The 18,645-nt window shown below is 46.4% G+C and carries 17 protein-coding genes and 1 other RNA gene; 12 read left to right on the top strand and 6 right to left on the bottom strand.

The features are described 5' to 3' along the window. Positions 1-5 precede the first annotated feature (5 nt). From pseI to DXT99_RS04570, 4 genes are all read left to right on the top strand, one after another. Positions 6-1,049, top strand: a complete 1,044-nt coding sequence (pseI, locus tag DXT99_RS04555; protein WP_115564338.1) for a pseudaminic acid synthase — start codon at positions 6-8, stop codon at positions 1,047-1,049. A gap of 3 nt (positions 1,050-1,052) precedes the next feature. After that, complete coding sequence (locus tag DXT99_RS04560) at positions 1,053-2,330, top strand: glycosyltransferase family protein (RefSeq protein ID WP_115564339.1); 1,278 nt, start codon at positions 1,053-1,055, stop codon at positions 2,328-2,330. Positions 2,331-2,396: 66 nt separating this feature from the next. Continuing rightward, positions 2,397-4,409: a LamG-like jellyroll fold domain-containing protein gene (locus DXT99_RS04565; protein ID WP_115564340.1), complete on the top strand. Its 2,013-nt coding sequence runs from the start codon at positions 2,397-2,399 to the stop codon at positions 4,407-4,409. Positions 4,410-4,530: 121 nt separating this feature from the next. Further along, positions 4,531-6,015: a lipopolysaccharide biosynthesis protein gene (locus tag DXT99_RS04570; RefSeq protein WP_115564341.1), complete on the top strand. Its 1,485-nt coding sequence runs from the start codon at positions 4,531-4,533 to the stop codon at positions 6,013-6,015. An 80-nt stretch (positions 6,016-6,095) separates the two neighbouring features. On the opposite strand, the gene DXT99_RS04575 is transcribed toward DXT99_RS04570, so the two are convergent. After that, positions 6,096-7,217 (bottom strand): DegT/DnrJ/EryC1/StrS family aminotransferase, encoded by a 1,122-nt coding sequence (locus DXT99_RS04575; RefSeq protein WP_115564342.1) that lies wholly within the window; start codon positions 7,215-7,217, stop codon positions 6,096-6,098. Between the two features lie 156 nt (positions 7,218-7,373). On the opposite strand from DXT99_RS04575, the gene DXT99_RS04580 reads away from it, so the two are divergent. Beyond that, complete coding sequence (locus DXT99_RS04580) at positions 7,374-8,033, top strand: hypothetical protein (RefSeq protein WP_115564343.1); 660 nt, start codon at positions 7,374-7,376, stop codon at positions 8,031-8,033. 115 nt (positions 8,034-8,148) lie between these two features. Here DXT99_RS04580 and DXT99_RS04585 read toward each other — a convergent pair whose 3' ends face one another. The 4 genes from DXT99_RS04585 to ffs form a co-directional block, all read right to left on the bottom strand. Further along, positions 8,149-8,859 (bottom strand): cell division ATP-binding protein FtsE, encoded by a 711-nt coding sequence (locus tag DXT99_RS04585; protein ID WP_115564344.1) that lies wholly within the window; start codon positions 8,857-8,859, stop codon positions 8,149-8,151. A 5-nt stretch (positions 8,860-8,864) separates the two neighbouring features. Beyond that, entirely contained in the window at positions 8,865-9,068 is a 204-nt protein-coding gene (locus DXT99_RS04590; RefSeq protein ID WP_115564345.1) for a fructose-6-phosphate aldolase, read from the bottom strand. Between the two features lie 125 nt (positions 9,069-9,193). Further along, on the bottom strand, positions 9,194-9,850 hold the full coding sequence (fsa, locus tag DXT99_RS04595; RefSeq protein WP_115564346.1) for a fructose-6-phosphate aldolase: 657 nt from the start codon (positions 9,848-9,850) through the stop codon (positions 9,194-9,196). 108 nt (positions 9,851-9,958) lie between these two features. Continuing rightward, positions 9,959-10,055: signal recognition particle sRNA small type (gene ffs / locus DXT99_RS04600), an RNA gene on the bottom strand. Between the two features lie 279 nt (positions 10,056-10,334). Between ffs and guaA the strand changes: the two genes are divergently transcribed. The 6 genes from guaA (at position 10,335) to DXT99_RS04630 (ending at position 17,046) form a co-directional block, all read left to right on the top strand. Then, a complete protein-coding gene (gene guaA / locus DXT99_RS04605) occupies positions 10,335-11,864 on the top strand; it encodes a glutamine-hydrolyzing GMP synthase (protein ID WP_115564458.1) in 1,530 nt (509 codons plus the stop codon). A gap of 93 nt (positions 11,865-11,957) precedes the next feature. Then, positions 11,958-13,658, top strand: a complete 1,701-nt coding sequence (locus tag DXT99_RS04610) for an ABC transporter substrate-binding protein (RefSeq protein WP_115564347.1) — start codon at positions 11,958-11,960, stop codon at positions 13,656-13,658. A 30-nt stretch (positions 13,659-13,688) separates the two neighbouring features. Next, positions 13,689-14,987, top strand: a complete 1,299-nt coding sequence (gene hemL / locus DXT99_RS04615; RefSeq protein ID WP_115564348.1) for a glutamate-1-semialdehyde 2,1-aminomutase — start codon at positions 13,689-13,691, stop codon at positions 14,985-14,987. 216 nt (positions 14,988-15,203) lie between these two features. After that, positions 15,204-15,740, top strand: coding sequence for a dCTP deaminase (dcd, locus tag DXT99_RS04620; RefSeq protein WP_115564349.1), 537 nt, complete (start codon positions 15,204-15,206; stop codon positions 15,738-15,740). 172 nt (positions 15,741-15,912) lie between these two features. Further along, entirely contained in the window at positions 15,913-16,362 is a 450-nt protein-coding gene (locus DXT99_RS04625) for a hypothetical protein (RefSeq protein WP_115564350.1), read from the top strand. Positions 16,363-16,593: 231 nt separating this feature from the next. Continuing rightward, a complete protein-coding gene (locus tag DXT99_RS04630; protein WP_115564351.1) occupies positions 16,594-17,046 on the top strand; it encodes a hypothetical protein in 453 nt (150 codons plus the stop codon). Positions 17,047-17,130: 84 nt separating this feature from the next. Here the strand turns inward: DXT99_RS04630 and gldC are convergent, their stop codons facing one another. Continuing rightward, the gene (gene gldC / locus DXT99_RS04635; RefSeq protein WP_115564352.1) at positions 17,131-17,475 is read right to left on the bottom strand and encodes a gliding motility protein GldC; all 345 of its coding nucleotides are present in this window, start codon (positions 17,473-17,475) and stop codon (positions 17,131-17,133) included. A gap of 76 nt (positions 17,476-17,551) precedes the next feature. Here gldC and DXT99_RS04640 point away from each other — a divergent pair, with 76 nt between their 5' ends. Continuing rightward, positions 17,552-18,595, top strand: a complete 1,044-nt coding sequence (locus tag DXT99_RS04640; protein ID WP_115564353.1) for an endonuclease/exonuclease/phosphatase family protein — start codon at positions 17,552-17,554, stop codon at positions 18,593-18,595. Positions 18,596-18,645 lie beyond the last annotated feature (50 nt).

Raw genomic sequence — 18,645 nt, forward strand, 5'->3', positions numbered from 1 at the left:
TCAAAATGATACAGGAAATAAATATAGGCGGTCGCTTAGTAGGGCAGCACCACAAGCCATTTATTATTGCGGAGATGTCCGGCAACCATAATCAGTCGCTGGAGCGGGCACTGGCCATAGTAGATGCAGCCGCTGACGCTGGCGCCGATGCCATCAAACTCCAGACCTACACCGCCGACACCATGACGCTGCCCGGTGCTTTTACCATTGAGGATGAGGCTTCACTTTGGAAAGGCAGGGAATTATATGACCTATACGAGGAGGCCCATACTCCCTGGGAGTGGCACAAGCCTATCTTTGAGCGGGCAAAGGCACGTGGTATGCTGGCTTTTTCCTCCCCTTTCGATGAAACTGCCGTTGATTTTTTAGAGGACCTGGGTGCACCTGCCTATAAGATTGCCTCTTTCGAAAACACAGACCATCCGTTGATACGCAAAGTTGCCGCCACAGGAAAACCGGTTATCATCAGCACCGGGGCAGCAACCGTGGCAGAGTTAGACGAGGCCGTGCGGGTACTCCGTGCAGCAGGTTGCCAGCAGTTTATCATGCTCAAATGCACCAGCACCTACCCTACTACACCAGCTAACACTAACTTAGTTACCATTCCGCACATGCGGGAGCTCTTTGGCGTGCAGGTGGGTCTTTCTGATCATACCATGGGGGTAGGCGTTCCCGTGGCTGCTGTGGCTTTGGGAGCAACTGTCATAGAAAAGCATTTCACCCTCAGCAGGGCCGATGGTGGCGTAGATTCCTCTTTTTCGCTGGAGCCTGCTGAATTGCGCGCCCTTGTAGTAGAAACGGAAAGAGCCTGGGAGGCCCTTGGGTATGTGCAGTATGGCGTACAACGCGCTGAGGAAAAGAGCCGTTTGTTCAAACGCTCCGTTTATGTTGCCCAAGATGTAAATGCCGGTGATACCTTCACCAAGGAAAACATCCGTGTTATTCGGCCCGGTCTGGGTCTGGCTCCTAAATTTTATGAAGGGTTGATAGGGAAGCCGGCAAAGCAGGACATAAAAGCAGGAACGCCACTAAGCTGGGATCTGGTGTAGTACATGAAACAGTGGTACGCCCTCTATAGCAATATCCTGTACATGCATTTTTCCGAAGGTTTCTACAACCTACCGGAAAGCGCCAAAAATGCGGCTTCCCCGCAAAGCCACCTAAAGCGCCTGCTACGCATAGCAGGATATACCTTTCTGCGTTTATTCGGCAATCTTTTTCAGTCAGTTGAAAAGCCTGAGAAACTACGGGGGAAGGTCTGGCTCTATGTCGTGAGTCAGAATAATTACGACAGCCTGCAGTTTGTGCACCAGGGAATGCCAAGGGCTGTTTTTGTAGCGGGCCAGAGCAAGGACATTGGCAAGTATAAAAATGCAGTCGAAAGGCTTTCGCTACGCCGCAAGCTATTTTACTACTATAAGTTTCCCATCCTGTTGCTGCAGTTCCTGAAACACAAAAAGAAGAGCACCCTCCGCTTCTATGATTTACTCTATGACGCCATCGGGTTTTATGAAATCTACTATCAGAAGCTTCAAAAATACTCCCCTGCTGCTGTTGTTTTTGCCAATGACCACAATGCCGACGCCCGCGCGATGCTTTTAGCGGCAAAAGCATTAAGCATCAAAACTATATACATACAACATTCAAGTGTAAGCCCCATATTCCCGCCACTTAGTTTTGACCTTAATCTTTTGGAGGGACAGGACTCTTTAGACAAGTACAGACAGTGTGGTCCGGTACAGGGGAAGGCAGAGCTGATAGGAATGCCTAAAGCAGATGCTTTTGTAACCATGCGAAATTTCAGCCATACTATACATACCGTCGGCATCGGGTGTAATCTGCTTGATGACCTGAAGGAGGTAGATATTCTACTGCGCAGGCTAACTGTTGCATTTCCAGATATTACATTCATACTTCGCCCCCACCCCCGCGACACCAGAAACTTAGCCAGTCTTCTCAACATAGCAAACAATGTTCAACTTTCAGACAGCCGAACGGAGCCTGTTTTCAACTACCTGCAGCAGTTGGATGTACAAGTAAGCAGCAACTCTGGCATTCACCTGGAAGCAGTGCTGCTGAATGTGTGGAGCCTCTTCTATGATTTTAACCCGAAAGAGCAGTTACATGATTACTACGGTTTTATCAATCATGGCTTAGTGGATGTAATAGAATCACCTGAACATATGATTCAGGCCTTATCCTCCCATCTAAAAAATAAGCCACAGGTGTTTGAAAGAGCACAGTATTATAATGCAACTGTTGCAACAGAGTATGATGGTAAAAGCTCAGAAATTGCAACGCATTCAATCAGAAGATTTATTGAATGTTGAAACCTACATATTTATATATTTAGGTTTACTTTGTATCTTAGCTTTATCAGTTAACTCTAAGTCTACATGTGCAAAACTTATAAGCCTCTCTATCGCTTTATCATTTTTTTACTTTCTTGTCTAATCCTAATTCCCACATTAGTCTCGGCTCAGGGTGCTAAAGGTGCTATACAGCTGGATGGGTATAATGATTACGCTGAATTTAGCAATGACAACAGAGGTATAACAAATCAGGTTACTGTAGAAGCCTGGATCAAAACAAATTCTATGGGACATCATCATATTATGAGTAAATATGATCGTGACTCAGAAAACGGTTTCCAGTTGCTCATCCAGAATGGCAAAGCCTGTGTAGCAGGCAGAGATGGTTCTGGCAACTACAGGCTTTCAGGATATTCTACCTCCATAGTAGCCGACAATAAGTGGCACCACATAGCGGGAGTAGTACACGATGGAATCTGGAAGATATATGTTGATGGCGTACTGCAAAACCAACTCGATACAGGATATAGAAACCCTGTGTTAAATAGTAGAGAAAAACTTCTACTAGGAAATTTTTACTATGTACACCTTGGGAATCACTTTTACGCTGGAGCAGTAGACGAAGTAAGACTTTGGAAAAGAGCGCTTACGGAAGAGGAAATAAGGCAAAATATGTGCAGATCACTTCCAGCTAATTCTCCAGACTTAGTTGCTTATTTAAAGTTGGATAATATAGCCGGGGGAGTAATTATTGACAGTAGCCCTTTAAGAATGAATGGCAGGTTAACAAATACTACTCCAGCACTTGCTGCCATTACCTCCGGGGCTCCAATTGGGGACAGAAGCGTTTACAGGTATACAAACAACTGGAATTCCTCTCTTGAAATGCTCACTGATATAGCCAATTTTTCTGTTATCAAGGTAGATCCTGCTATTCAGGGCTTCCATTTATATTCTATTCAATCACCCCCTTCTTCTACAAATGGTATAACCTCACCGCAGGAGGTCGAAGAATACTATGGCTTATTTAAAGTTGGCGACGCCAGTAAAAAATACAAGGTTTATTTCAAACAATACGGGATGAACTGTGGAGGCAATCTATACCGCAGACCCGATAATACAGTAGCAAACTGGAATCAGGTGGCAGATACAACTGCATCACCAATTATGTTATACAACACTACGGCAAATTATGGAGAATTTGCCGCTACAAGTAAAGCTGCTCCCACAGTAACAATCAGTGGGCCCACTAGTGTATGTGCTGGCTCTCCTGTAACGCTTAGTGTATCATATGCGGGCGACGGACAGATTCAGTGGAATACCGGAGAAACGACCAGAGACATACAAATAACACAGGGAGGCAGGTATGAAGTGGATATAAAAGAAGGTAGCTGTGAATTATCAGCTTTTATAAATGTTCAAAGCACTTCACCAGTAAGCTTTAGCCTGGGCAAAGATATATCGCTGTGCCCCGGTGAGTCGCAGGTGCTATCAGCTCCAGGTGGAATGGACGCATATACCTGGAATACAGGAGAAACAACTCAAAACATCAATGTAACAACTGGTGGTACGTATTGGGTGGAGGTAATAACACCAACAGGTTGTACCTCGAGAGATGAAATTGTTGTTTCGGGCGCCAATGAACCTGAATTCAATTTTCCGACAGAAGTGTTCGCTTGTTATGGTGAATCTGTCACCCTTGATGCAACCACAGCAGGAGCCTCTTATCTTTGGAGCAATGGCAGGATAACTCCAAACATCGAGGCAGGCGCCTCGGCTGATTACAGCGTAGCAATAACGGTAGATGGTTGCACTTACTTACATCAGTTTACAATCAAACGCGACGAATGCCCGATCATTCCAAACGTAGTAACACCCAATGGCGATGGGAAAAATGATGCCTTTGTGGTGCAGGGAATGGAGGAAAACTCGCTGGAACTGCAAGTGTTTAACCGCTGGGGGAAACCTGTCTATCAAAACAACCGGTACGATAACAGCTGGTCTGCAACAGCTATGCCAGCTGGGATATATTATTATCATCTAACCAGCAGTCGCACGCAAAAAGTATTCAAAGGTTGGGTAGAGGTTATAAGGTAAAAATGGGGATCTCCAACAAAGAACTTCTTACAGTTTCTGTCTTTTTTAATATGCCACTATAACCATATTCCTTCTCCTATATTATTAGAATCCGCTACCTTTGTAGTTCTGAGCTTTTTTAATGAGGAAATTACAGCGCGAAGGTATCTGGAACACCACCATCTCGTATGCCGGCATCGTTATCGGCTACGTGAACACCATCCTGCTTTTCCCCAACTTCTTGGATGAAGCGGAGGTGGGGCTCACGCGCCTCCTGCTCACAATATCGGTTATGTTCGCGCAATTCTCGGCGCTTGGGTTCGTGAACATGAGCACCCGCTATTTCCCCTACTTTAGGGATAAAGCGCAGCAGCACAATGGTTTCCTATTCCTGCTGTTGGCTGTTCCAATATTGGGATTTGCCATAGCAACAGGCCTGTACCTGCTGCTGAAGCCTGCCGTGATAGATTATTACGAAGAGAAGTCACCGCTAATCCTCGATTATTATTACTATATCATTCCGCTGGCACTTTTTACGCTGCTGTACAACATGTTCACAGCCTACCTGCGGTCATTATATAAAACCATTGTTTCCTCCTTTGTGCAGGACTTCCTGCTTCGTATTCTCACCACGCTGTTGATAGCTATTTACGCATTGGGCGTGATAGATTTCCGGCAGTTCGTGCTGCTTTACATTATCATCAACTCGGCAGGCGCATTGGTACTGGTGGCGTATACCATCTGGCTTAAACAGCTTTACCTGCGCCCCTCATGGGCAGGTCTGCGTATCATCCCGTTGCGGGAGATGCTGTACTATGGTTTCTTCACATTTCTGGGAAATCTTTCTACCACCATCATCACCACAGTTGACCAGGTCATGATCAGTGCCTATAGCCTGAGTGCCAATGGCATCTACACCACTGCTTTTTTCATGACGAGCGCCATTATGGTGCCAGCAAGGTCTATTCTTAAAATTGCCTCTCCTCAGGTAGCCGACTTCTGGAAGGATAAAAACATGGAGGGAATGGAGAAGCTGTACAGGCACGTGACGATGGTGAACCTGATTGTGGGGCTGCTGCTCTTCATTGGCATCTGGGCAAACATTGATAACCTCTTTTCTTTTATGCCGGAGACATACCGTGCAGGAAAGTATGTGGTTCTTTTTCTCTCCTTCGCCCGTATTGTGGATTTGGCGACAAGCCTAAACGGAGTCATTTTAGCGACCTCTGATAAATTTCGATGGGACCTTGTCTTCAACATTGCGCTGGCCATACTCACTGTCGGGACGAACTGGTACTTTATTCCGCGCTACGGCATCAACGGAGCAGCGCTGGCCTCCATGCTGTCCTATGTATTCATGAATCTCACCCGCCTATTCTTTGTACAGTTCGTTTATAAAATTCAGCCTTTTACGTGGAGCTCAGCTCAAATTGTAGTCATAGCAGCCGTTGCATTGGGCGTTTCTTACCTGGTGCCTTATCTACAGAATGTGTTTGTTGACATGCTGGTGCGCTCCCTCCTGATAACAGCTGTATATGGCAGCCTGAGCATCGGCTTGAACATATACCCGGAGATGAATGCATGGCTGAAGAAGGTGGTGTTTGGCTTTACTGGCTGGAGGTTTTAATCTACCATCAAATATTATTATACAGCTACACTTTATTCACTAAACACCATGCTGGTACCACTTGCATAAGAGCAGCAACCTCAGGCGTGGCGATGAACAAAGTTCAGCACGTGGTGGCAAATATATTCCAGCTGGTCCTGTTTCAACTCCGTGTGCATGGGTAGCGACAGCACGCTCTGGGATAGCTTTTCTGACACAGGAAAATCACCCGGTTTATAGTTCAAAGAAGCGAATCTTTGCTGCAGATGCAGGGGTTGTGGGTAATACACTACACTCGGTATATAGTTGTTGCGCAGGTATTCCTGTAAGCCATCTCTTAATTCAGGGGCCACCCGAATGGTGTACTGCTGGTACACATGTGAACTGTAAAGGGCGCGGATAGGTGCCTGCACCAGTTCGGTATCAGCAAAGGCATCATCATAAAATTGAGCCACTCCTTCCCGCTTGCTGTTGAAGGCATCCAGGATTTTGATTTTCACCTCCAGCATCGCTGCTAGTAAAGTGTCTAAACCTGCATCGCTGCTGCCTCCCCCCGCTATTTCAGGCTGAAGAAATAGCTTTATTCTTTCAGCAAGTATTGCATCATTCGTAAACAGCGCAGCGCCTTCCCCTGCATCGGGCAAAGGTTTGGTCGGGAAAAAGGAAGTGACACCTATGTGCCCTTTACTCCCGGCTTTGATTGCCTGCTTACCTGGTTCCGCATACATGGCGCCCAGGGATTGGGTAGTATCCTCCACTACAAACAGCTCAAACTCCTGTGCCAATTCCATGAAAGGGTTCATCAAAGCACACTGCCCGAACAGATGCACCGGGATAATAGCGGAAGTGGCAGGCGTAATAACCTTTTCTACGGACGCAGGATTCAGGGTGAAAGTATCTGGCAGCACATCCGCAAAAATGGGTTTTAATCCTAAAGCTTCCACCACTTCAGCCGCTGAGGTATAATTGAAAGCTGGCAATACCACCTCTACTCCTTCCGGTAGTCTCAAGACCTTTAGGGCAAGCTGAAGGGCAAAGGCACCATTAGCACAGGGTATGGCATGGCGCACCTGCAGATACTCCTCCAGCTTTGTTGCAAAACTGCTAACCTGTGCCCCGTTCTTAAGCTGCATGCTTTCCATTACAGCGTTGAAGGCAGCATCCAGTTCAGGCTTTAGGTGCGCATACGCAGCCTTTGTGTTTGCCATTTTTATGTCTTCCATGCCTTTACATTTTACAGGTATGAACAAATATAGGCATTGCAGGAGGCAAAACAGCAGAATAGCTCCTTTAACAATCTAAAGACAGCTGCCCTGCCTGCCGCACGTAACCATGAAGTTTGAGATGCGTTACTAAACATCAACAATAAATTATATTCTATGCTTCACAAAATCAAACTTATAGCAATTGCTTTTTGTCTGCCACTACTGGTATCCTGTAACACCGAAAACGATCAGCAAACGGCTGAAACTGATGCAGCATATCAAGATTACCAAACGTTTGTGACAGACTTTGAACGGGATTCGCTTACAGAAACAGAGTTGCGGGCTATTGAGTCGGAAACTTATGACAGTGCGGAATGGGAAGCCATGAAAGAAAACAGGCAGCAGCAGTTTATTCAGCGGCTTCAGGCAGTGGAACAAAATCAGGACCAATACACAGAGGAGCAGCGTCAGGAAATACTGGACCTTGAGAACAGGTATAACCAGGCCGCGGAAACACGCGATCAACAATACGAAGATGCCAGCAGAAGGTATAGATTACGAAGAGAGCTTTTAGGCCTGGAAATAAATCAGGACGACTTAAGTGACATCACACAGGAAAACATTGCCGGGACATATCAGCGATTTGTAGACACTGTTGCTGAGAAAGGACAGAATTACGAAGGGCGTGACTGGGAAATGATTGAAGGATGGTGGACTTCTCTGAACAACCGCTACAGAAGCCTGCAGGGAGAATTACCACAGCAATCGCGTAATACTATTGAACAAGCCCAGGAACGTTACCGGGAGCTCAGATCACAGTTTAACATTCAGTAACCTCATGACATGGTAGAGTCCTTATTGCTACAAAGCATTCTTGCTGAATTGATTACTCTATATGTCAGCCAATGTCAGGCTGTTTACATAAAGGTATTTAAGAAGAAGGGCTCATTCAGAATCCGTTTATCAGATTAAATTCCTGTACCTGAGAGTCAAGCACTTTGCCTTCCAAACACTTCAGGACACGCTTTGGATAACGGTTAATGATTTCATAATTATGCGTAGCCATCAGAATGGCTGTGCCGCTGTTGTTGATCTCTGAGAAAAGATGCATGATACCATCGGCCACCATTGGGTCCAGATTACCGGTAGGCTCATCGGCAAACAAGATCACGGGCTCATTCAGCAGGGCACGGGCAATGACAATGCGCTGCTGCTCACCACCTGAAAGCTGATGTGGCATTCTGCTGGCTGCGGCATCAAGGCCAACACGCATCAGCACATCAGAAATCCGTTGTTTTATTTTGGACTTGTCTTTCCAGCCAGTTGCCCGCAGCACAAAGGTCAGGTTCTCTGCTACTGAGCGATCAAAAAGTAACTGGAAGTCCTGAAAGATAATGCCGATTTTACGGCGCAGGTAAGGCACCTGCTTACGGGGCAGCTTCGTCAGCTTAAAGTCAGCGACAGATCCGTGTCCTGCCAGAAGTGGCAGGTCCGCGTAAAGGGTTTTAAGCAGCGAGCTTTTGCCACTTCCGGTACGGCCGACCAAATACACGAATTCCCCTTTCTCAACATCAAAACTGACATTACTGAGAATGGTGTTCACGTCCTGAAAGACGGCAACATCGCGCAGCGATACCACAGGGGTAGAGGAAAAACTCATAAAACTTAAATTTCTAACTTCTGAAGCTTGCCAAAATCAAGAGATGCAATAACGGCCGCTAAGGCATCCTCCTTCCCTTCCAGCCCATACCGGTCCAGGTTCTTGAGCGGGCGGTCAGCTCTAAAATAAGCGATCAGCACAAAATTACTGTCCCGCAGCTGGATATAATCCGGAATTTTGGCCTTGCCTTTTACTTTGATGATGTACATCTTTCTAAATTATGAATTAGAAATTATGAATTAGAAATTATGAATTATGAATTCATAAACGTTCAGTAAGTTATGTTATGACCACCAAACATTCAAAATTCATAATTCATCATTCATAATTGAACCTACTTGTTTCCTTTGGCGTGATCAGCGAGGAAAGTTGCCAGTCCGCTGTCAGTCAACGGGTGCTTCAGCAAGCCTGTGATAACAGACAGAGGGCATGTTACCACATCCGCGCCGATTTCAGCACACTGCACCAGGTGCATCACGTGGCGAACAGAGGCTGCCAGAACTTCAGTCTGGTAACCGTAGTTATCGTATATCTGCACGATCTGCTCTATCAGATTCAATCCGTTCGTTGACACATCATCCAAACGACCCACAAAAGGAGAAACGTATGTAGCGCCCGCTTTTGCAGCTAATAAAGCCTGTCCGGCAGAGAATACCAATGTGCAGTTTGTCTTGATACCTTTGTCACTAAAGTAACGGATAGCCTTAATTCCTTCACGGATCATCGGCACTTTTACAACGATATTAGGGTGTAGGTCAGCTAAGGCCTCTCCTTCCCGTACAATTTCATCAAAGTCAGTCGCAATAACTTCAGCGCTGATGTCGCCATCTACAATCTCGCAGATCTTCTTATAGTGCGCCATTACATTATCATGGCCAAAAATGCCTTCTTTTGCCATCAGGGAAGGATTAGTGGTCACGCCATCCAAAACGCCTAAGTCAGATGCTTCCTGTATGTCTTGCAGGTTAGCCGTGTCAATAAAAAATTTCATAATGCTTGAGTGTTGATTTGTTCACAAATCTAACGCATTAATCGAGAATCAGGAAAGTAAACAGGGGGAAATTTGGAGAAAGCGAAATGCTTCAGGATAGGGCAAAAAAAAGTGGCAAACCGACATCGCGCCGCTCAACCGCCTACCCTTGCTACCTTCCGGTCCTGGGGGAGTTCAGCGGGAGCTGGCCGTGCCGATTTGCCGTTGCAAAGGTACAAAAAAAGATATGCAGTGCAAACCTACCAGCTAAAAAAAACAGATTTCTTCATTGCTATAAGCTAGTTCATTCAGAATCAGCGGCTTTAATGAAACAAAAAAACGTTTCATCAAGCAACGGGAAGAGCTTATGCAATACTAACACTGTTCGCCTATAATAGAATAGCTTTCCCTCTCCTAATTGGATTTGCTTCGATGCAGCTTTCCTCAACTGATGCATATATCTAATAAAATTGGCAAAAACTGTAAAAGCACCTTACCTTTGCACATGCCAGAAAAAATTCTCATTCTCGATTTTGGCTCCCAATACACCCAGCTAATTGCCAGAAGGGTGCGCGAGCTAAATGTATATTGCGAAATATACCCTTTTAATAATGTGCCACCCCTTACAGAAGAAGTGAAGGGTGTTATATTCTCGGGCAGCCCCTGCTCGGTACGTGACGAAGAGCACCCTACTTTAGATTTAAGCCAGTACCTTGGCAAACAGCCGGTTCTAGGCGTGTGTTATGGTGCGCAGCTCATCGCACACGAGCATGGTGGAGACGTAACGCCATCTACTATCCGTGAGTATGGCCGTGCCCGCCTCAGCGAACTGCACAACGCAGACCGCCTGCTGAAAGAGCTTACCCTTGGTTCCGTGGTATGGATGTCGCATGGAGACACCATCAAAGAAGTTCCGGAAAATATTGAAGTTATTGCCAGCACACCAAGTGTGCGCGTGGCTGCTTACAAGCTGCGCGGACAGGAAACCTATGGTATCCAGTTCCACCCGGAGGTGACACACTCAGACGAAGGAAAAACGCTGCTTCGTAATTTCGTGGTGCACATCTGCGGCTGCCAGCAGGACTGGACAGCAGAGCAATTTGTGGAAGGTACTGTGGCACAGCTGCAGGAGAAGTTAGGAAACGACAAAGTTGTACTGGGCTTGTCCGGAGGTGTTGATTCCAGTGTGGCTGCCATGCTGATTCACCAGGCTATTGGCAAGAACCTTTACTGCATCTTTGTAGATAACGGCCTGCTCCGAAAAGACGAGTTCGAAACTGTGCTCGACTCTTACAAGCACATGGGCTTAAACGTGAAAGGCGTGGATGCAAAAGACAGGTTCTATGCCGCTTTAGAAGGTATCAGAGACCCGGAGCTGAAGCGTAAAGCCATTGGCAGAACTTTTATAGAAGTGTTTGATGACGAGGCACACCAGATTGAAGATGTGAAATGGCTGGCGCAGGGCACCATTTACCCGGACGTAATCGAATCCCTTAGTGTGAACGGTCCGTCAGCTACTATTAAGTCGCACCACAACGTGGGCGGACTGCCGGATTTTATGAAACTGCAGGTAGTAGAGCCGCTGAACACGCTATTTAAAGACGAAGTGCGTTTAGTAGGCAGGACGCTGAAGATAGAAGAAACGATCATCGGCCGCCACCCATTCCCTGGGCCTGGCCTGGCAATCCGCATTCTGAGCGATATCACACCGCAGAAAGTACACATCCTGCAGCAGGTGGATCACATCTTCATCAGCAGCCTGAAAAGTGCAGGGCTATATGATGATGTTTGGCAGGCAGGTGCTATCCTTACGCCGGTACAGTCAGTAGGCGTGATGGGCGACGAACGTACCTATGAGCATGTGGTGGCGCTTCGTGCCGTAGCCAGTGTGGATGGTATGACAGCCGATTGGTGCCGTTTACCGTACGACTTCCTGGCAGATGTGTCGAACGACATCATCAACAAGGTAAAAGGTGTGAACCGCGTGGTGTATGACATCAGCTCCAAACCACCTGCTACTATTGAGTGGGAATAACGTTAAGAAGAAAGACTTTTCGACAAAGGAGGAAATAAGGGTTCAAAAAACTTGTCTTTCATCCTTTGTCTTTTCTCCTTCATCAAAAAAGACATGATTCAAAGCTTTTGGAATAAAGCCGCAGGCCTTTTGCTGCTCGGTGCGCTGGCTATGCCGGCGCAGGCGCAGGTACAGGATGCCAACGCAAACTATAACAATGGTAAAATACTCCTGCAGCAGCAGCGGTATGACCTGGCAATGGCAGAGCTTTTGCCTCTAACTGGCAGCGATAGCCCGTATGCACCGGAAGCTTCCTATTTTTATGCCTTAGCGGCCTTAAAAAACAACAAGCCCGACGAAGCGTACCAGATGCTGCTGCAGCTGCAGAACCAACATCCGAACTGGCGCGGAATGGCAGATGCCGATTACCTGCTGGCAAACATTTTATTTGAACAGGGCAATTATGAGCGGGCGCTGAGCAAACTTCAGGAACTGAAAGGCAGTGCTTTGGCAAATGATGCAGAAGGACTGAAGCGGTTTTACCTGAACAATCTGAATGACAAAGCGACTTTTGAGCGCCTGCTGCAGCGTTACGGAGATGATAAAATTCTGGCACAGGTATACGCCGACAAGCTCATCGGAGGATGGTACCAGCCGCAGGATCGCCAGAGGCTGGAGAACCTGGTTGCAAGGCATAACTTAGACCGCAGCCGTTACCTGAATCCCAGCGTGCTGCGCGGCCAGGGTTATGATATCGCCTTGCTCCTCCCCTTCCAGCTGAACCAGGATTTACAGCAGACAGCCCGCAAAAGCCAGTTCGTAACGGATATGTATGCCGGTATGAAGCTGGCGCAGGATTCGCTGCAGAAGCAGGGAATCGACATCAATTTGTTTACGTACGATACCAGCGCCGATACTATGAGCGTCAAAAGAGTGCTGGACACGCCGGAGATGAAACAAATGAGCCTTTTGATCGGGCCCATCTACAAATCAACGGCAAAAGTGGCGGCACGTTTTGCAGCACAACACAACATCAACGTAATCAACCCGCTGTCTCAGGATCTGGATGTGGCAGAAGGTAGTAGTAATGTGTTCTTATTTGAATCCTCTGTCGCTACACAGGCAAAACAGGCGGCAGCTTATGCGTATCAGAATTTCTCACCAAAAACAGCGGTTATTGTTTACGAGGACACAAAAGACGATACCAATTTTGCTAACCTTTACCGGCAGCATTTCGAGAAGCTGGGAGGTAAGGTAAGGACATTCAATAAAATCAAATCCAGCGAGACAACTGCTACGGCCACTGCGTTCAGAGGTCTTAATCTGGAGGATGCAGGCCATATGGCGGTTTTCTCAGATAGAATGACAGCAGCCGTAAACACGACAAGCCTTCTGCAGGGAAAGGCCCGTACGCTGCCACTGGTTACATATGATAAATGGCTGGATATAAATCAGATTAGCCTGCGGCAGCTCGATGACCTGGAGGTTTTCTTCATCAGCCCGAAGTATGTAAACAAGCTGAACCCGCTAAACGATTGGTTTAGAAAGCAGTATATCAGCCAGTATAACCTGCCACCGTCCATATATGCTTATGCAGGCTTCGAGATGCTGTACTACTTTGGTACGATGTTAAAGAATTACGGTCCGCAATTTAACCAGCAGCTGGCACAGTCCGGTTCCAGGTTAGGGGTGTTTTACCCGGGCATGAGCTATACGGATGCAAACAACAGAAACGAAGCACATCCTGATAACCAATATGTACCCATCACTAAATTAGAGAACTTGCAACTTACTGTTGTCAACCCTGTTCTTTAATTTGATATCACAATTTGATCTAAATTACATATGATTCAAGCACATGTAAGTAACGAGCTGTTCCAGCGCGCGCAAAACAGCATTCCGGGTGGAGTTAACTCCCCTGTCAGAGCTTTCAGAGCCGTTGGGGGTAATCCCCGGTTTATGGTGTCTGCCAAAGGACCTTATTTGTTCGATGAAGATGGCAACCAATTCCTTGACCTGATTAACTCCTGGGGTCCTATGATTCTGGGACACGCTGCGGAAGTAGTACAGGAGGCAGTGCAGAAAGCTATTCCGGACTCCCTCTCCTTTGGAGCCCCAACACGCAAAGAAATTGAAATTGCGGAGCTCATTGTGAGCATGGTGCCTAGTATCGAGAAAGTGCGCATGGTGAACTCCGGTACGGAGGCAACCATGTCTGCTATACGTGTGGCGCGCGGCTATACCGGCCGGGATAAAATCATCAAGTTTGAAGGCTGTTACCACGGCCACGGCGACTCTTTCCTGATTTCTGCAGGCAGCGGTGCCATTACTTTAGGTGTTCCGGACAGTCCGGGCGTAACCAAAGGCACTGCCAATGATACCCTCACCGCACCTTACAATAACCTGGATGCCGTGAAAATGCTGGTAGAGGCAAATAAGGGACAGGTGGCAGCAATCATATTAGAGCCTGTGGCTGGAAACATGGGGCTTGTTACTCCACAGCTGAGCTTCCTGCAAGGCCTACGCGAACTATGTGATAAGGAAGGCATTGTGCTTATTTTTGATGAGGTAATGACAGGCTTCAGGCTGGCCCCGGGTGGCGCGCAGGAAGTATACGGTGTTACCCCAGATATGAGCACCTTAGGCAAGATTATAGGAGGCGGTATGCCGGTGGGCGCTTATGGAGGCAAAAAGGAGCTGATGGATTATGTAGCACCGGCGGGCCCTGTTTACCAAGCTGGCACTTTGTCTGGCAACCCTATCGCCATGTCGGCGGGTATGGCGATGCTCACATACCTGAAAGATCACCCGGAAACCTATACGCAGCTGGAGCAAATCTCTGCCAAAATGGTAGCCGGCATGCAGCAGAATTTGCAGCAGTTAGGCCTGAACTATACCATCAACCGCATCGGCTCCATGTTCAGCATCTTCTTTACCCAGGAAAAAGTGGTTGATTTCGACACGGCAAAGACATCAGACACAGCTTTATTCGGTCGCTACTTTAATAGCATGCTACAACGAGGTATCTACCTCGCTCCTTCTCAGTACGAGGCGCTGTTTGTTTCAACAGCTGTTACCGAGGATCTGGTAGCGCAATATGTGCAGGCCAACCTGGAGGCCCTTCAGGAGGCGCACCAGGGATAATTTGAAAAGTAATTAAGCTTGTTAACAAAAGCAGCATCTTCTACAGGTGCTGCTTTTGTGTTTTACCTATCACCGAAATGAAAACCATGAAGGCGACAGCCAACATTGTACTTCTCATTGCAGCCTTGATGCTATGAAACAATCCAGCAATCAAATTCAAACCTTGTCTTATAGCAGCATATTTGCTTATTTTACAGACTATTTTTTAGCCACACCATGATATTAACAGATAAGCAGATTTTATCGGAAATTGAAAAGGGGACCATCCTCGTGGAGCCATTTAACCGCGACTGCCTGGGTACAAACTCTTATGACGTGCACTTAGGGCGATACCTGGCAACCTATAAAGATGAGGTACTGGATGCCCGCAAACACAATGAAATAGACGTTTTTGATATTCCGGAGGAGGGCTATGTCCTTAGGCCGGGTACTTTGTACCTGGGCGTCACACTGGAATATACCGAAACGCATGCACACGTCCCTTTCCTGGAGGGAAAATCAAGCGTAGGACGGCTGGGAATAGACATACATGCCACAGCGGGAAAAGGAGATGTTGGCTTCTGCAACACCTGGACACTTGAGATTTCTGTGTCGCACCCGGTGCGTGTATACTACAGTATGCCTATTGGCCAGCTTATTTATTTTGAAGTAAGTGGCGGTATTGAGAACTACTATAACACCAAGCAAAATGCAAAGTATAACAACCGCACCACCAGACCTGTAGAGTCGATGATGTGGAAGAATGAGTGGTAATTTTTAGTAAGTTTATGCCAGAAAAGCCGTTTTTTAGCTAAAAAACGGCTTTTCTGGCATAATATATGTACTATATTAGGCGTTACAGTGAAACAACAAAGTCCGGAATTTTTTAATAAGTGGCTGCGTTCTTCACAAAAGCAATTACACAAAACTAAGAAAGGAATAAATTATGAAAAAACTATTGATAATAACTTGCATGGTATTCAGTGGAGCATTCGCAGCTTCGGCACAAGACACACCAGAGATTTCTGCACAGGAGAGAGCAAAAAATCTTTCCCATGAGATGATTCGTGATTTGAGGCTGAATAACTATCAGTCAACTAAGGTAAGCGAGATAAACCTTGATGTCGCCAAGCGAATGTTAGCTATTGAGAAACAATATGCAGGCAACCAGGAGAAAATAAATGAATTATGTAATGGCGTATGTGCCGAACGTGACCAAAAGTTAGAGAATGTACTGAGCACTGTACAGTATAACGAGTACTTTGGGGACCGTAAGAATCTGGTGGCTCTTGACAGACAATTTATGAGCGATGCCGCCAACAAATCCCGTGGTGGTAACGGTGTAGCATCATCCGAGACTGCATCAAGCGCATCACGAACAGTAAGTATCAACTAATTTCCATGCAAGGATAAATCTTTAGTTTTTCTGAAGTATAAACAACAAAGCCGCTCTTGAAAAGGAGCGGCTTTGTTGTTTATCACCACACCAGCTAATCTTTTAATGTGCCATGTGCGCACTACAGCAGCTAAAAGAGCTTATTAAAGCCTCTGCCCCTATCTAAACCAACCTGATTTACGTATAAGAAAGAAGACAAAAACTAAACATTCACAAAGAAAGGACATCACAATGAAAAAAATATTGGTAATGGCTTGTATGATGTTTGGTTCAACTTTAGCGACGAATGCCACCGGAACAAAAATGGCTACAAAAGCCCCCGGCGACAAATCGTCTAAAACTTTGGCAAGTTCAAGAGCGAAACACCTGTCAGATCAGATGATTCGCGGGTTGCATCTAAATAACTATCAGTCAGAAAAAATAAGAGAAATTAATTTAAAGGTTGCAGAGCAGATTACCGCTATTGAAGAGGAAAATGCTGGCGACCAGTCAAAAATTGACGCACTAAGCAACAAAGTATACGCACAGCGGGATCGCTTTCTCGAAAACGTGTTAAGTACAGTGCAGTATAACGACTATTACGGCCATCGCAAAGATTATACAGCCATGGACAAAGAGTTTGCTGCCAATGCTGATGAGGAAGAAAATACCGGTGAAGCTACAGCTAGTACTTCTGAAAGGTAAAAGCGCTTCGTGTAAGAACAAGTAACAATTTAAGATAAAATGACAGTGCCGCCCCGTAATCGGGGCGGCACTGTCATTTTATGCCTACTGCTTGTCATTCTGCTGACGTTCCTGCTCTACATGTGTCATCAACTCTTCGCAGAGCGCCTGTATCTTTTTTGCCATTACCTGGTCACTGGTAGCGGTGGCAATGCTTTGTGCCATAGCCCCCATGGTATCAATGTAAAAGTACTTCATCTCATCCACCGGCATATCCTTCGTCCATAAATCAATTTTCATGGTGCCTGCCTCGTCTCTGTCCCAGAGGGAGATATTGATGGCTTTTGCAAAATGAATCTTATCTCCGGCATCCGTGGCACGCCAACTGATGGCTTCCGGTACACGATTATCATCTAAGGCAATGCTAAAATATATTTCAGATTTTTTCATTTGTTCAATTTTTAAACTTTATAGTGTATGAATCTCGTAATATTCTTATTCAGATATATGAGCACAAAGTTACACGATGCACCACGGAATTAAAACCCTCACCCTTTTTTTTACCTTTATCCTGCTTGTTGGATGTTCCCGGTCACCTATATCCTCTCAGAGAGAGAGGCTTTATACCGTTGCGTTCTATAATACAGAGGAATTCTTCGACGCAGAGAACGATCCTCAAACCGCAGATGAAGCCTATACTCCAACGGGTGTCAAGGAATGGACGCAAGAGCACTACAGCACAAAATTAGAAAACATAGCCTCCGTTATAGCTGGTATAGGAGGCAAAGCAGGCCCGGCTATAGTTGGCCTTGCCGAGGTGGAAAACAAACAAGTAGTAGAAGAACTCGTGAATACACCTCCGCTAAAAAAGTTTGACTTTGGCATTGTTCACCATGATATGCCAGATGATCAGGGAATGGATGTAGCGCTTATCTATCAGCCTAAACATTTCAAACCCACTTATACCGAATCCATTCCTATTAACTTTGGCGGGAACTACAATTCTCGGGGCATTCTACAGGTAAAAGGAGAGCTGAGAGGTGAATTGGTGACAATCTATGTCACCCACTGGCCTCCGCGCAGCCGGACTAGGGCTGGTAAGCAGGATGATAGCCGGCTGCGTAGTGCTGCAAAAACGCTACGCCAGCAAATAGACCAGCAGCAAGCTGCTGATGAAAACGCTAAGATCATCGTTCTGGGAGATTTTAACACAGAACCTGACGCTGCTGTCATGAAACAGGTGCTGCAGGCTACCGGACGACCAGATCCTTCTTATAATGAAGAACTGTTTAACACGCATTACCTGCCATTCGTTAACGGCTTAGGCTCCTATGCCAGCCAGGGCAATTTTCAGATGCTGGACCAAATTCTCGTTTCCAAGGCCTTGCTGAATGATGAGGCGGGGCTGCAGTATGTGCGTGGGTCCGCTGGCATCTACGATCCAGACTTCATTAAACACCTGTTCGGCAAGTACAGAGGCACTCCGAACCGCACCTTCTCCGGTAATCTATATCTAGGCGGCTACAGCGATCATTTTCCGGTCTATATCCAATTGCGCAGGAAGCGGTAGGGCAGCATGTATGATCATATAACAAAGAAAGACGAGCCTTGCGGCTCGTC

This window comes from Pontibacter diazotrophicus (assembly GCF_003367245.1).
In the GTDB taxonomy this organism is placed as follows: domain Bacteria; phylum Bacteroidota; class Bacteroidia; order Cytophagales; family Hymenobacteraceae; genus Pontibacter; species Pontibacter diazotrophicus.

Bases quoted from the DNA above. Each gene is read 5' to 3' on its own strand.
- DXT99_RS04610 (WP_115564347.1), top strand. From the start codon at position 11,958: ATGATTCAAAGCTTTTGGAATAAAGCCGCAGGCCTTTTGCTGCTCGGT.
- DXT99_RS04575 (WP_115564342.1), bottom strand. From the start codon at position 7,217: ATGGAAGACATAAAAATGGCAAACACAAAGGCTGCGTATGCGCACCTA.
- dcd (WP_115564349.1), top strand. From the start codon at position 15,204: ATGATATTAACAGATAAGCAGATTTTATCGGAAATTGAAAAGGGGACC.
- gldC (WP_115564352.1), bottom strand. From the start codon at position 17,475: ATGAAAAAATCTGAAATATATTTTAGCATTGCCTTAGATGATAATCGT.
- fsa (WP_115564346.1), bottom strand. From the start codon at position 9,850: ATGAAATTTTTTATTGACACGGCTAACCTGCAAGACATACAGGAAGCA.
- guaA (WP_115564458.1), top strand. From the start codon at position 10,335: ATGCCAGAAAAAATTCTCATTCTCGATTTTGGCTCCCAATACACCCAG.
- DXT99_RS04630 (WP_115564351.1), top strand. From the start codon at position 16,594: ATGAAAAAAATATTGGTAATGGCTTGTATGATGTTTGGTTCAACTTTA.
- pseI (WP_115564338.1), top strand. From the start codon at position 6: ATGATACAGGAAATAAATATAGGCGGTCGCTTAGTAGGGCAGCACCAC.
- DXT99_RS04570 (WP_115564341.1), top strand. From the start codon at position 4,531: ATGAGGAAATTACAGCGCGAAGGTATCTGGAACACCACCATCTCGTAT.
- DXT99_RS04590 (WP_115564345.1), bottom strand. From the start codon at position 9,068: ATGTACATCATCAAAGTAAAAGGCAAGGCCAAAATTCCGGATTATATC.
- DXT99_RS04580 (WP_115564343.1), top strand. From the start codon at position 7,374: ATGCTTCACAAAATCAAACTTATAGCAATTGCTTTTTGTCTGCCACTA.
- hemL (WP_115564348.1), top strand. From the start codon at position 13,689: ATGATTCAAGCACATGTAAGTAACGAGCTGTTCCAGCGCGCGCAAAAC.
- DXT99_RS04625 (WP_115564350.1), top strand. From the start codon at position 15,913: ATGAAAAAACTATTGATAATAACTTGCATGGTATTCAGTGGAGCATTC.
- DXT99_RS04585 (WP_115564344.1), bottom strand. From the start codon at position 8,859: ATGAGTTTTTCCTCTACCCCTGTGGTATCGCTGCGCGATGTTGCCGTC.
- DXT99_RS04560 (WP_115564339.1), top strand. From the start codon at position 1,053: ATGAAACAGTGGTACGCCCTCTATAGCAATATCCTGTACATGCATTTT.
- DXT99_RS04640 (WP_115564353.1), top strand. From the start codon at position 17,552: ATGCACCACGGAATTAAAACCCTCACCCTTTTTTTTACCTTTATCCTG.
- DXT99_RS04565 (WP_115564340.1), top strand. From the start codon at position 2,397: ATGTGCAAAACTTATAAGCCTCTCTATCGCTTTATCATTTTTTTACTT.